A 14,251-nucleotide genomic window follows, 5' to 3' on the forward strand; every position below is an offset into this window, starting at 1 on the left:
GTATAGAGTTTTTCTGCTTGACGGAATATAATTATAGAAGTACAACTACTAACATATTGTAACTAACTTACTTATTTAAACTTAAAATTAATTTTACATGAAACTAAAAACATCAGGAGGACTAAAATGAATTTTCACCGTGAACCTAATACATTTGTAGAGCAAGTGAATTTAAATGTGCAAAATATTGATCGTTCATTAGCATTTTACAAAGAAATAATTGGTTTTAAAGTATTAGAGCAAACAGGAACAACCGCAAAATTGAGTGCGGATGGTAAAACAGTGTTATTAACACTTGAACAGCCGGAAAACGTATTACCGAAACAGCCGCGGACTACAGGGTTATATCATTTTGCTCTTTTATTACCAACAAGGCGAGACTTAGGAAAAATTCTATTTCAGTTTATTCAAATAGGCTTTCCTTTACAAGGAGCATCTGATCATCTCGTAAGTGAAGCTCTTTATTTAGCTGACCCGGATGGAAATGGAATTGAAATTTATTCAGACCGACCATCATCTACATGGGATTGGAAAAATAACGAAGTAATGATGTCAACAGATCCATTAGATGCACAAAGTCTTATAGATGAGGCTCAAGGAGAATCATGGAACGGTTTACCGTCTGGCACTGTTATGGGACATATTCATTTGCATGTATCTGAATTAAAAAAGACAGAAGAGTTTTATTCGAAGGGACTAGGATTTGATGTGGTCTGCCGATATGGAAATCAGGCACTGTTTATTTCTACAGGGAAATATCATCATCATATTGGCTTAAATACATGGAATGGCATTGGTGCACCTGAACCACCAGTAAATAGTGTCGGACTTGTCTCTTATACATTAAAATTTCCGAATGATGAAAAGAGAACAAATATTGTTCATCAATTAAAGGATATCGGGGCAACCGTAACTGAAGAGAATGATTATTTTGTTACGGTTGATCCATCCGGAAATCGAATTCTTTTACAAATTTAATAGTAAAAAGTAAAAAAAAGAGTTGCGAATATATCAAGTTAGGTAACAGTCAAAAAACACCGTAAATAAAACGGTGTTTTTTGACTGTCTAAATTAAGTAAATTAATAGTTGAATAATATGGGTTTTATATTCAATGTAACTTACTTTTTAAAATCCATTTCCCATTTTTATAAATAAAAATATAATGATGAGAGCCAACTCCAGTTGATGTTTTCGGGACAACTTCAAAGTCATACGTTCTTTGTTGGATGGATGTCATTTCTGCTTCGTTCCAATCTGCCATTCTACTCTTTGTTTTAAATTTCTTTACTTCCCCTTTTACTCCTGTATCCTTTTCGAAAAGAGTTAGGCAACGTTCTTCTAATTGATTGGTTGTTTCGGTTGAAAAATACATTCTTTTCTCCACAGGTTTATATAAATTATCAACCCCAATAACAACGATAATGAAACCTACTAGAGTAAAAGCTAATGCATTTATCGAAACTTAATATGAAAATTTAAAGTACCTTTGAAGAATATAAAAATAGAGTGCATAAGGCATACAAAAAATTAAAATTGGAAGCCCAAATGTAAAAATAGATAGCAATAACCAGTCATAAAAAAAACCGAGGATATACAATATATCCGATAGAAAAGCTAGTAAAACACTTAAAATAAAAGGTATGCTGTAAAGTAAGTATCCTTTAGCTGTCAGTTTCAAAACTCCCCTCATATCATTTGCCAGTTTTGTACATTATTCTATTCGTCTTAAATTATTTCCTTCTTTTACTAAGCAGCACTTTCTTAAAGCATTACTCCTGTTACTTCAAATGAATTAATTTATAAACATCAGAAAAGACGATACCAACTTTAGGTATCGCCAGTTTTTGTGCTATTCGTTTATCGTACTTATAAATTATCAAACATACTTGAAAGCTTCTACAACTTCAATCCATCTTAATATTCGTTACTTTATTAAGTTTGCTTTTATTGAATCGGCTCTCATTAACTCAAGTGGAGCTTCCAAACGTTTTCTTTATAGTAGACATGTTAGCAAGTGCAGTTTCATTGAATCCTTTAAAGATGAGCCAAACTGCTAAAATCATTTCATTAGCTGCTACTGGAAGCGCCAGTACAGCACCCAAAACTGAAAGTTGTTGGATTACCCCGAACATTTCTAACAATGCTGCCAAAAATATAAGAGTTGCTCCTGCCATACCCAAGATTGATATAAATCTTGGTACGAGCTTTGATTTAAAAAATATATAACTGTACATCATCGTATTAATGCCTAGCATGAAATTGGGACCAAGCAAAAATGTCCAGTCATGTACCGCTTTTAACAAAATTCCGGAAGTTTGATACGAGGCGATATCTGGAGCACCAGCTGCTACATATTCACGACTTAACGTTAATAGGGACAGCACGCTTATTACTCCAACCGTAATGATAATCGCTTCAAGAAATCTGAAACAAACATGCCAAAGTGCAATCGTTTCATTGTACTTTCTTAAAATAGGAAACATTGTTGTTGCTGTACCAACCGCTGAAACGACTAGAATTAACTCCATTATCGCTCCTGTTACCACCTGGTTGGAGTGTTCCGAACCATGAATCAAGTAATCTGAACCATTTAGGATAGGATTGTATAGCATTAGACCAATTACCGCAGTAACTGATGCAAGGATAAATAGTAACCCCACAATTTTTGCTGTTTTTTTATTTGAATTCATTTTTATCCCCTTCTCTTAATAAATTCAATAACGGTAAAGCAAAAAAACATCATAGATCTTACTTATTTGTATTTTCCCCATAGAAGAATACCTCTTCCAACGGTAAGTTAAAAGCGAGAGCAATGCGAAAGGCAAGTTCTAGCGATGGGGAATAGTTGCCCTTTTCGAGAGCAACGATGGTCTGTCTTGTTACTCCTACCTTGTCAGCCAGTTGCTGCTGTGTCATTTCATTATGATCGAATCGTAATCTTCTAATATGATTGCCGACAAGATTTTTGCCCATTATTAGACTCCTTTCCGATAGTGATAAAGTTTCGTAACGGATCCAGTCACATCGGAAATGAACCCTGAAATAATCAGGATAATGAACATCACCTGTGACGGGTGATAGAAAACCAGCGATCCCATTGCAAGTAGAAAGCCGATGATAAATATAAAAAAAGAATTTTGGTACGCTTTCAATTGAATTAACTTATCCAGTTCATCTACAAATTTTGGTTCCTTTTCACCAGTCGTGATTCTAAATATGATGTTAAAAAAAATGCTGATAATGATGTGGGCCACTATTGAAATCAAAGTCAGGATAAGGACGAATGAACCCCAATAATGAAAGGTTTCCAGCGACTCCAGCTCCCCTTTGGGATGCTGCGGGTACATATACAGCCAATAAATCCCGAAAATGAGTATGGCAGTGATCAATGTTACGATGCTTTTCTTTTCTTGATAGGTCATAATTTCCCCCCTTGTTTTTTTAATTTACATTTAGTAAAGTATCTTATACATAATGTAATATAAACTTGACATGAAGTAAAGTGTAAATTACAAAAAAGTTCAAATATTTTCAAATGGGTAGTGATTTGGGGGAATTTTGAAGTGAAGATACCCTAAATTACTCCATAAATCTGAAACACTCGCTCAAAATAAAAAAGACCGCCGCAGCGATCATTAGGTTTTATACAAATTTATTTAATTCCATACTTTTCCTTAAAGGTTGGACTTAACTCACTCCAAACATCAAATTTATTACCATCTATATCGTAAAAGACAAAATTATTACCAGGGTGTCCACGATCTTCGATATCACCTACAGATACTCCCTTGCCCATAAGAAATGAGTGGAAATTCCTTAATTGTTCTAATCCATTAACTTCAAAAGTCATGAAAAAATGCTCTTTCTCATACTGATCCAAAAACATCGCTCGTTCGTCTGTTTTAGCTTTAACTAGAAAGAAACTTTGATTAGCTAACTCTAATATAGCCTTATCCGAGTTTCGAAAATTCTCTTTCGCACCTAACTTCTTTTGATACCACAATGATGAATTTTCAGGGTCGTTTACAGGTATATATGTAGTCCCTACTCTTTCTATAAATGTTTTCATTTTCGTCTCCTCCATTATCTTTTTCCATTCCGTTCGTTTATTGTGTTTCTTAGAAAGTTACAATTCCAAGTCCATTTCCGTCAGGATCATAAAGGTCAAAGAATCGCATTCCGTCTCCACCATGAATTTCACTTACCTTGTAATTTTTATTGGTTAAGTATGAGTGGAAACCATCTACATCTTCGCAATAAAAGTTGAATGCAATATGACCAATCTCTGGCATTTTTTCAACTTTATATAGAGTTAACGCCGTTTTCATTTCTCCTTTTTCATCAAAGCGAAAACCAACATACTGACCGTCACTGCTTCGATATACCACTTTAAAAGGAAAAGTGCTCATATACCATTTTTCTGATCTTTGAAGATCAGTAACAGGTACAAAAACTGTATCAATTCGTTTCACTGATTTCATTACATTCACCTCCTCACTTAAATAACGGAATAAAACGAGGAATGGGTACGATTAATTTTATATTTTTTCTTTTATTAAAAAACGATTACCATCCGGATCGAATAATTCAAATACAAAAAATTCCTCAGCCTTATTTATTTTTACACCTCTTGTAACTAATAGGTGATATGTTGTTACCACTATTTTATAATCATTTCTTTTTAATCCGTTTAACAATCGATTTAGCAACGTGGGAATGGGTTCTTCAATATCGCTTTCACACTGACAAAATTTTGACAACGTGGATCTTCCTCTATTAATAGCAGCTTTTACCCCACCAGTAGTCATATTCAGCATGATTGCTATTTCCGGAGCAGTAAAACCAAAATATTCTTTTAGTAACAGGCTAGCTGCTTGCCTAAAAGGTAATAAAGAAATAAGAATTTCAATTGAATCTAGTAAACTAAAATCAGAAGAAAAGTTATCAATGTCACCGCTTAATCCTACAATCTCACGTTTTGTTTTTCTAATTGTGTCGTACCAATGATTAGATGCAATCTTAAAAATATATCCTTTAGGATTTGGATGTTCCGTTAGTTTAGAAGAATTCCTCATAATTTTAATAACGGTATCTTGAAATAAATCTTCTCCGTCCCAAGAGGTACCAGTAATCATATAACAATATCGTTTTAATTCTATGAGATAGGGATCTACTAAACCATCTATCTGCATTTGATCGACTCCTTATCGGAATTAACAAAAAAAATCCAGTTATTTAAAGCGGTTTTGGAATAACAACTGCATTGCATGCCTTTTCATAAAATTCAATTGGACCCGCTTCCCCTATCACAACATATTCATATCCAATGTCTTTCATCTCTTTTAAGCAACTGTGTACCAGCATATAGCCTATTCCCTGAGTACGGTTTGAAATAGCAGTCCCCATTGGGCCAAATAAGCCTTTCTTTTTCCGAACTACATCAAAGCATGCAAAACCATGAATTTTTCCGTTTTGAATTGCGATATAAATAGGAATTTTCTCTTCTTGAAGCCCATTCTCGATAGACTCCAGCCACCCTTTTCCAAACTCCTCTTCCACGAAGTCTTTTAAAGCAGTTGAATCTTCTAATGCAGCTTTCCTAATAGTTAGATTGTTTGGATTGAATTCCGGTATAGAGTAGTGTCTTAATGAAACAATCATATCTCTTGGAGATGATAAAATTTCTACTATCGGAGAAACTTTCACGCCTTCTAACAGGGCTTCTGTCATCCCATCATTTACATCAAAAATCGCTTTTATCAATAAACCCTCATTAATATAAACTTGTTTGTACCTCTTCATTCTATTGCTTGTATTCACTAATACCTGTGAGGTTGAATTGGTAATTCTCATATTAAAGAATTCATTATTAATACCTTGCTCTTGATCATTGAAATTTATATTTTCCACACGTTCTTTTAAGAAATTATAAAGTTTTGGGTAATGAAGAAAAAGCTCTGCACATACCCCAGTCCGTTCTTTAAAAATCCCCAATAGCAAATGAAATGGATATACGATATTAGTAGAGTTGTATGCTTCCATTTCTGCATATTTAAATATTCTTAATGTACGTTCCGAACATTTCATGTGATTTACATCTGTGTCAAAGCTTAACAACAAAGCATCCTCCTCTCCATGTATTAAACATTAAATTGAAATACTCTTTAAACAATCTATTACAATATCAGGTCTATCTATATGTATATTATGATCGCTTTTTTCAGCAATAATAAGCTTTCCTTTACTTGACATTTGTGATAATTCTATTTGTAAACCGCGCCATACATTTTCATAAAGTACTGCTTCCACATTCGGAATATTGTACTTTATGAAAGATTCCACGGATACATCTTTATCCCGTGCGATTACTATTAGAGGAATATTAGGGAAGTTTCCCAGTTTCTTTATCTCATCACTGCTATTTCCCCAATTTTTAAACTCATTTGCAATCGTTCTAAATAAATTTGGATCTGTAATGTAATCTTCAAATCCAATACCATCCTTTTCAGGTAACATCCTTTTATACTTAACAATCATATCTTTATATTTTTCTCTTAGTTCTTCTTTTGAATTTTTCGAAGTTCTTAAATTGTCTTCTACCATTTTTTCCACTGTAATAAAGGATTTCATTACTGGAATATCAAGATGATATAGTCTATTAAAATTATGAGATGTTGCATCTACAAGGATAAGACCTTTGAGGCTGCTTGGATACATTTTCGCGTAAGCCTGTGCACATAATCCTCCGTAGGAATGTCCCATTAATATAAAACGATCGGTTATTTCAAGTTTTGTTATTAATTTTTGAAGCTCCATTGCTATATTTTTTACTGTTCTTGGTTCAATAGAAACATGACTATTCCCATACCCGGCCCTATGATATAAAACTATTTTATAGTCTTTTTTAATTTTTTGAATAAATGGGTTCCAGTCATAAAAGGATCCACCAATACCCATTTCAATAATAAGGGTTGTTTCACCATTACCAACTACTCGATACTCTAATTCAATTTCATCCAAAAAAATATCCTCCAATAATTGAATCTCAAAGTGTTTAAGCTATTTTGCTTTTGTCTATTTATTCTATTTATGGATCACATATCCCTTCTACATTGAAAAAACTTTGTAATTTCTTGTCTGATAATTTCCCTGTAAAGGAAATCATTCTGTCCTCTTAAAGTTTCCTTTTAAACATCGCATATTAATTAGATGGATTCTTTTATGATTTTATTGGTAAATAAAAAACACCACTTCATGCGAAGTAATGTTTAGAAAATAATTCCTGTATATCCGACTCCTTTTTTAAAAAAAATCATAAAATTTTCCACCAATCATTCTTTATCCTTCTACTCACCATATCTAAGTTAAACACCGTGACGGTTTAACTTTTCCAACTCCTCTTCAATTCTTGAAAGATCTATTCTTTCAAATAATGGTTCCACTTTTGATAATTGTAAAGGATTAACATGAAATGCTTCCCATTCCATTTTGGATATTTCCAACATATCCTTGACCTTATAGCTCGAAATTGGAAGGAATGGCGTCAAGATATGTGCTAAATTAGCAATTAAATATACACAATCTGCCATAGTTTGTTTACAAGACTCGATATCTTCTTTTATTTCTATCCATGGCTTCCTTTCATCAAAGTATTTATTTGAATATCTAACAAGCTCGAATGCTTTTTCCAAGCCTCGTTTGAATGCAGCATTTTCAATACAATATCCAACTTCGCCGTATAAATGAATAATTTTTTCCTCAATTGCAGGGGTAATGATTTTGTCAGGAATGAGTCCATCAAACGATTTTAGAATAAATTTCAATGTCCGATTTACGAAATTTCCGTATCCCCCTAATAATTCACTATTTTGACTATAAATAAAATCTCTCCAAGAAAAATCGGCATCTCGGCTCTCAGGAGCATTTATAGTAAGGAAATACCGTATTGAATCTGGATCATATCTTTCTATGATATCAGGAACCCAGACAGCCCAGTTTTTACTGGTAGATAATTTCTTCTTTTCTAATGTTAAATATTCATTCGAAACGATATGTGTTGGTAATGGATTCTTCCCAATAGCTTCGAGAATTCCTGGCCAAATTATCGAGTGAAAAGGAATATTATCCTTCCCATGAACATAATAAGATTTTGCAGAGGAGCTCCAAAAAAAGGAGTCATCATTATTTGTTTCTTTTGCCCAAAGCTTACTTGCAGAGTAATAGCCTGAGACGGCTTCTATCCAAACATAGATTTTCTTTTCCTCATATCCAGCGACTGGAACGTTTACCCCAATAGGTAAATCCCTTGATACTGCTCTATCTTGCAGTCCTTCCTTTAAATAGCGCTTAGTAAGTGCAATAGCATTCTCTCTCCAAAGCTTCTTATTTTCTGCATCATGTACATAGTTCTCCAAAAAAGTCTGGAAAGAGCTTAGTGCAAAGTAAAAATGCTCAGTGAATTTTGTCATTGGCGGATGTCCACAAATTTTGCACTTTCGTTCAAGTAACTCAAGCGGTTCCAAAATAGCTGAACAATGATCACACTGATCCCCGCGCGCATGCTCTTTACATACCGGACAAAGTCCTTCTACAAAACGATCAGGCAAGAACTGTTCGCAATGTTCACAATAAGTTTGTTCCACTTCTCTTTTGTAAATCAGCCCCTTTTCAAGTAGTTCTAAAAATATCTCTTGTACAACTTTATGATGATGCTCTGTATCTGTTCTTGTATAAATATCATACGAAAATCCTAATCTTGAAAAGCAATCTGCAAATTCTTCATGATAGCGGTCTGTAATCTCTTTTGGAGAAACACCTTCCTGCCTTGCCCTAATCGTAATAGGTGTTCCATTACAATCACTTCCAGAAACATATAAAACCTTTTCTCCTTTTAAACGATAATATCTTGCTAAAATATCTCCCGGAAGCAAACTTGAAATATGCCCAAGATGCAAGGATCCATTTGCATAAGCCCACGCACCACCGATAAAAATACTCATTTTTTACAGCCTCCTTTATACCTCTTTGCCCTGTACTTTGAGCAATTACTTTGTCTTTTATTTCCTTTTAGATTTCTGTTTCTTGCACCTTCCTTACTTTTTGGTTACCCTAGTTCCTCTGCTACTCATGTTTCGGGCATCTAAACCGCTTTTTGATTACCCTGATTTCTCTTCTCTTCATGTTTCGGGCACCTAAACCGCCTTTTGCTTACCATGGTTCCTCCGATCTTCATGTTTCTGGCATCAAACCTGCCTTTTGCTTACCATGGTTCCTCCGATCTTCATGTTTCAGGCACCTAAACCGCCTTTTACTTACCCTAAACCCTCCTCTCCCTGTACTTTTGGTACTAATGTGTATTGCAATTTAATTACAAAAACAAAAAAACCCCGCCCTCAACTAAAAATAGTTAAGGACGAGGTTTGAATACCCACGTGATACCACCTTATTTCACAAATAGTTCACACTATTTGCCTCAGCAAGTACGGAGTAAAACTTTTACTCTTATACTGTGACTTTGATAACGAGAGTCAAAACTCGTCGCAGCCTACTAATACGAAATGTATGTTCAGTACGAAGCTCAGAGACCATTTTTCAAATGTTTGTTTTTGCTTCTTTTCAGCTACCGAAGCTCTCTTTCAAAAAACGAAATCATTTTACTTTTTCTCTTCATTGCCTTTATTTTTTATTAATCATAATTTATTAAATAATTTTCCTAATGTCAATACAAAAAAATTTTTCTATAAATTTTACTGTTCAGGATATGTTTCTTTTATAAATTGTATGGATTGCTTTAATAATGCAATTAGAACTTCAACTTTTATATCTGCTACTTTATTTATGTAAACGCACGCTTTCCCAGTTGTATGTTTTCCAATATCCTTTAATAATTCTTTTTGAGAACCATCTTCACATGGAGCCAAATATAAACTAATTTTCGCTTTTCGCGGTGAATAACCGACAAGTGGTGCATCGCCTTCATGACCAGATTTATATTTATAATGATAAGAACCAAAACCAATGATACTCGTTCCCCACATTTTCGCCTGATGACCAGTTGCCTCGGTAAAAATATCTAATAATGTATAAGCATCTTCCCGTTTCTTAGGGTTTTCAATTTTTTCAATAAAATCAATAACATTTTGATCGGTTTCTTTTGTTTTTAATTCATACATAATTTTTGACTCTCCCTTTTCATATATTTTTATAAGAACTTACATTTGATAAAAAACGAATCCATTCTAATTATTCCCATCATAAATAATAAATTAATTTTCGAATCGTTGACCTTGAGGGCTGCAATATCAGAATTACTTAATATTAAATATTTTATGAAAGTCACCTGATTAAAATGGGTATTATCAGTTTAAATAGATACCTATTATTTTAATTCTCTATCAATACCTAGTAGCAAGCTCATCTATGTAATAGCCTTCGCTATCCAAATGCTTTATAAGATAATTAGAATGCAGATCAACCTAATATTTGCATCGATGTTTTTTTTCATTCTGATATCTCCTTTCTCCAAAATAATTAATTTCATTATACACCAATTGGAAAATTTTTATTATTGAATAGATTCCCTATTCTTTTACAATTCATAATTTTGGTTTATAATATTTTTCATTGAAAATGTATTTATATTATATGAAATAAGGATTGCTATTGAAGGATGTGTAACTATTGTCCGCTGAAGCTTTAAATCACTTAAAACCAGATTGTGAACATTACTTTGGGCTATGCTGTGTTGCATTACCTTATGCTAAATCTGCGGATTTTCCTTTCGATAAAGATAGTGGAACTCCATGTAGAAACTTAAAGCCAAATTTCCAATGTAGCATCCATAATGATCTTAGAAATAAAGGATTTCGAGGATGTGTTGCATATGAATGTTTTGGTGCTGGACAAAAGGTATCTCAGGTAATTTATAAGGGTAATGATTGGCGCAATGACCCAAACCAAGCCAAGGAAATGTTTAATGTATTTCCTATTATTCAACAGCTGCACGAGATGCTTTGGTATTTACATGAAGCTCTGAACTTGAAAGCTGCCAAACCTATTCACCAAGAATTACAAACTATTTATGTTGAAACAGAATTCCTTACTAAACAAAGCCCGGAAATCATATTAAACATCGCTGTTCATGACCATCGAGAAAAAGTAAATTTATTGCTATTGCGTACAAGTGAACTGGTTCGATCAAAAACACTTAACAAAAAGTTTAAAAAGAAAATTCCGTATGACTTAATTAGTGCAAAACTTAGAGGTGCTGATTTGAAAGGTGCTAATTTAAGAGGAGTGCTGCTAATTGCTGCTGATTTAAGAGACGCAGACTTAAAAATGACAGACCTAATTGGGGCAGATTTAAGGGATGCCGATTTAAGTGGAGCTAATCTGACAGGTTGTATTTTTTTAACACAGGCACAAGTGAATGCTACTAAGGGTAATCAAAATACAAAATTACCACAATCTTTAAGAATTCCATCACATTGGAACTAAGTAATTGTAAATAAAATCGTTTATTACTTTCAATTAATCCTATATCTAATTTCAAAAGTAAAAAGCCCCTTACCATTAATTTAAGGGGTTCCATTACAGCTTAATTTTCCTTTAAATTATATAGAGTCATCGAATAATGCACTTGAATGACCCTATTGAACATCAAAACATAATTTCCATATCTATGGTCTGTCTTTTCCAAATCATATGATCGCTTCCCATATCCCAGTAATCTTTTAGCAAAAAATCCGGCTCTCCAAACTTTTTTTTCCATATCGTTTGTGCATTCGAATACCCACTATCTAAACAAAATTCCGTGATTCCTCTACTTTGCAGAGTTAGGAACATTACCTTTAAGAGTAGCGAACCAATACCCTGTTTCTGAAAATCTGGATGAACAAACACTGTACCAATTTCAACAATATCCTTTAATTCACCATCTGTGCAACTATGGATAAGCTCATTCGAAGCGCCGTACTCAATAGTACCGATAATCTTATTTACATTTTTATCAACAGCAATCCAAAAGAAGCACTTTTCCCCTTTGCTTTCAAAATCACATTCTAGCAATTTCTTCTTTTGAGCAATTTCATTATCTATATCATCCACTAATTCAGATAACCCCTCATTAGCAAAAGTTACATTAATGACGTTATGAAAAAAAAGATGTAGTTCTGCTCTGTCTTCCATTTTTGGTCTTCTTATTTCTATATTTCTCATTTGTATTAACTCCTTTTTTTAAATATACTTTTCAACTCTATATCCTTATGGACTTTCCACAAAATATAATACAGGCAGGCACTTTAATGTCCGTATGAAGCATATCCCATAAAAAATATACGCATTAACATAATATTTGTTTCATTTTTCCGCTTATTCACAAAAAAAATTGCCCCCACTTAAAGTAGAGGCTATTAGCATTATCTAAAATGTAAGTAATTCAATCACCTTTTCTCTTCCTATCGCACTAAAAAGTAAAGGTAAGCGTGGTCCATTGCTTTCGTTTAATAATAATTGATATACATCCTCAAATAATTTCTTTTGGCATTCTCGCATACTCTTTTTATTTTCCTGATGACATAAGGAATAAATTCTGTTCAGTAATGGGGTTCCAGACAAAGTTTGCTCTGTTGAAAGAAGCTTTGCTAACAGATCAATTTTTTCTTTTTGCTCATCCGATAAAGTCTTGTAATACCTTGTATTTCTCTCTTGGTTTATTTTTACTAAGCGATGTGGATTCCAATACTTAATCCAATAAGAAACTCTGTCACTTATTGGAGCAATCTCTACTATAGTAAAACTTTCGCCATTTTGTTTTAAAGATGTTTGTAATGCATTCATATTGAAATCAATTAGTGGGAAAATTCCTGCCACTTGATTAAAATTAGGGTGTCTTGTTATTGTTTTCAAACAAGCTATTTCCAATGAACTTTTAATATCCTCATCTAATAACGATCCTCTTTCATTAGACGTTAGATACCGATCAAACTCAGAATAATTTCGTAGTACGTCTTCATCTAACCCAATATTGAATGCAGAACTTGGTTTGTATTTTGCAAACATAAACAGGATAAGTTCAGGAGTATAAACCTTCAATAATTCTTTTGGTGTAATGACATTTCCGGATGAGCTTGACATTTTCTCATTAGTACCTTTTAATCCGATAAAATCATATGCAATATACTCTGGTGCTTCATATTGAAAAATTTCCTTCGCAATTATTTTGGAAACATTGTAGCTGCCTGTTGCAGATGAATGATCCCGTCCTCCTGGTTCAAATATTACATCTTCCACCATCCAACGCATAGCCCAATCGACTTTCCAATTAAGCTTCAGATTGTTTGAGTGGATCAAGTTCTGACTATCATTGTAACCGCAGGTACACTCGTACTCCAGATTACCTGAGATTTCATCATATGAAGTAATGGTCGTATTGTCTTTGTTACAATTTTGACAGTACAAACTGAGAGGATAAAACTTTTCTCTTTCCTCTATTGTTGGTTCCCCAGTTTTAAACCTCATAAGTATGTCATATATCTCTTTTCGCTTTTCCAAAGCTAGTTTTACATAAGGTAAATATCTTCCTGAACGATATTCTTTACACTGATAGATAAACTGTGGTTCAATTCCAAAGACTTGTAATGATTCTTCTAACTCTTTTTCAAAATATTGAGCGTATGAACCTTTTCCAAAGGGACTTGGTACTTCAGAATAAGGCATGCCAATGTATGATTCATACTTAGACTCTACATTTTGCGGAACTTTCCTCAGTCTGTCAAAATCATCCCACGAAAAAATAAATCTTGTTTTTTTGCCTAAACTTTCTAATGCTTTAACAACGAAGTATGTGGTTACGATTTCTCGAAAATTTCCAATATGAACAGAACCTGAAGGACTGATACCGGAAGCACAAGTAAAAACATTTTTGGACGGATACTTTTCTATTAGATTTTTTGCAACTTGAAATGCCCAATGCATTTTTCCACCTCATTTTAAATGTTTTTAAAGGCTCTTTTCTTAAACTTTGTGGCTTTTGTAAAAGAAAATCTTATAAACTTATTCTTTCGTCTTAAGAATAGGTATTTTTTTAAAAAGAAAAGATGCCTCGTAACTAAGTCTAATTTTTATATTTAAAACAAATTACGAAAAGCAATAGGTTAAAATCGGCTTTTGGATTTTAACAATCTATACGAAAACAGACTTTTAAAACAACAAAAAAACTCCCACCCCCAAGATTTTTAATCTTGAGGGCGA

General features: G+C 33.4%; 15 protein-coding genes and 2 other annotated features (1 of these 17 cut by a window edge). Of the genes, 2 read left to right on the forward strand and 13 right to left on the reverse strand.

Annotated elements, in window-relative coordinates:
* The first annotated feature begins 126 nt into the window (after positions 1 to 126).
* Complete coding sequence (locus AC3WJF_RS12535; RefSeq protein ID WP_492452642.1) at positions 127 to 978, forward strand: VOC family protein; 852 nt, start codon at positions 127 to 129, stop codon at positions 976 to 978.
* A 131-nt stretch (positions 979 to 1,109) separates the two neighbouring features.
* Here AC3WJF_RS12535 and AC3WJF_RS12540 read toward each other — a convergent pair whose 3' ends face one another.
* The 11 genes from AC3WJF_RS12540 to AC3WJF_RS12590 all read right to left on the reverse strand — a co-directional run bounded on the left by AC3WJF_RS12540 (position 1,110) and on the right by AC3WJF_RS12590 (position 10,173).
* Positions 1,110 to 1,373, reverse strand: a complete 264-nt coding sequence (locus AC3WJF_RS12540) for a hypothetical protein (RefSeq protein ID WP_492452644.1) — start codon at positions 1,371 to 1,373, stop codon at positions 1,110 to 1,112.
* A gap of 595 nt (positions 1,374 to 1,968) precedes the next feature.
* A complete protein-coding gene (locus AC3WJF_RS12545) occupies positions 1,969 to 2,691 on the reverse strand; it encodes a DUF4386 domain-containing protein (RefSeq protein ID WP_492452646.1) in 723 nt (240 codons plus the stop codon).
* 58 nt (positions 2,692 to 2,749) lie between these two features.
* Positions 2,750 to 2,974 (reverse strand): helix-turn-helix transcriptional regulator, encoded by a 225-nt coding sequence (locus tag AC3WJF_RS12550; protein ID WP_492452648.1) that lies wholly within the window; start codon positions 2,972 to 2,974, stop codon positions 2,750 to 2,752.
* Positions 2,975 to 2,976: 2 nt separating this feature from the next.
* Positions 2,977 to 3,423, reverse strand: a complete 447-nt coding sequence (locus tag AC3WJF_RS12555; RefSeq protein ID WP_492452650.1) for a hypothetical protein — start codon at positions 3,421 to 3,423, stop codon at positions 2,977 to 2,979.
* 230 nt (positions 3,424 to 3,653) lie between these two features.
* Complete coding sequence (locus AC3WJF_RS12560; protein ID WP_492452652.1) at positions 3,654 to 4,070, reverse strand: VOC family protein; 417 nt, start codon at positions 4,068 to 4,070, stop codon at positions 3,654 to 3,656.
* A gap of 49 nt (positions 4,071 to 4,119) precedes the next feature.
* Positions 4,120 to 4,482, reverse strand: coding sequence for a VOC family protein (locus tag AC3WJF_RS12565; protein WP_492452654.1), 363 nt, complete (start codon positions 4,480 to 4,482; stop codon positions 4,120 to 4,122).
* A 57-nt stretch (positions 4,483 to 4,539) separates the two neighbouring features.
* The gene (locus tag AC3WJF_RS12570) at positions 4,540 to 5,193 is read right to left on the reverse strand and encodes an RNA polymerase sigma factor (protein WP_492452656.1); all 654 of its coding nucleotides are present in this window, start codon (positions 5,191 to 5,193) and stop codon (positions 4,540 to 4,542) included.
* Positions 5,194 to 5,236: 43 nt separating this feature from the next.
* Positions 5,237 to 6,118 carry a GNAT family N-acetyltransferase gene (locus tag AC3WJF_RS12575; protein WP_492452658.1) on the reverse strand — a complete coding sequence of 294 codons (882 nt, stop codon included), beginning with the start codon at positions 6,116 to 6,118 and terminating at the stop codon, positions 5,237 to 5,239.
* Positions 6,119 to 6,148: 30 nt separating this feature from the next.
* On the reverse strand, positions 6,149 to 7,021 hold the full coding sequence (locus AC3WJF_RS12580; protein ID WP_492452660.1) for an alpha/beta hydrolase: 873 nt from the start codon (positions 7,019 to 7,021) through the stop codon (positions 6,149 to 6,151).
* 344 nt (positions 7,022 to 7,365) lie between these two features.
* Complete coding sequence (gene metG, locus AC3WJF_RS12585; RefSeq protein ID WP_492452662.1) at positions 7,366 to 9,000, reverse strand: methionine--tRNA ligase; 1,635 nt, start codon at positions 8,998 to 9,000, stop codon at positions 7,366 to 7,368.
* Positions 9,001 to 9,406: 406 nt separating this feature from the next.
* Positions 9,407 to 9,680, reverse strand: a binding site (T-box leader).
* 67 nt (positions 9,681 to 9,747) lie between these two features.
* Entirely contained in the window at positions 9,748 to 10,173 is a 426-nt protein-coding gene (locus AC3WJF_RS12590; RefSeq protein WP_492452664.1) for a DUF1801 domain-containing protein, read from the reverse strand.
* Between the two features lie 508 nt (positions 10,174 to 10,681).
* Between AC3WJF_RS12590 and AC3WJF_RS12595 the strand changes: the two genes are divergently transcribed.
* Positions 10,682 to 11,497, forward strand: coding sequence for a pentapeptide repeat-containing protein (locus AC3WJF_RS12595; RefSeq protein WP_492452666.1), 816 nt, complete (start codon positions 10,682 to 10,684; stop codon positions 11,495 to 11,497).
* A gap of 162 nt (positions 11,498 to 11,659) precedes the next feature.
* Here AC3WJF_RS12595 and AC3WJF_RS12600 read toward each other — a convergent pair whose 3' ends face one another.
* Together AC3WJF_RS12600 and lysS are read right to left on the reverse strand one after the other, a co-directional pair.
* Entirely contained in the window at positions 11,660 to 12,217 is a 558-nt protein-coding gene (locus AC3WJF_RS12600; RefSeq protein WP_492452668.1) for a GNAT family N-acetyltransferase, read from the reverse strand.
* A 204-nt stretch (positions 12,218 to 12,421) separates the two neighbouring features.
* Positions 12,422 to 13,975: a lysine--tRNA ligase gene (gene lysS, locus AC3WJF_RS12605; RefSeq protein ID WP_492452670.1), complete on the reverse strand. Its 1,554-nt coding sequence runs from the start codon at positions 13,973 to 13,975 to the stop codon at positions 12,422 to 12,424.
* A 265-nt stretch (positions 13,976 to 14,240) separates the two neighbouring features.
* Positions 14,241 to 14,251 (reverse strand) — a binding site (T-box leader); it runs 243 nt beyond the window's last position.

This window comes from Heyndrickxia sp. FW510-T9, from assembly GCF_058781025.1.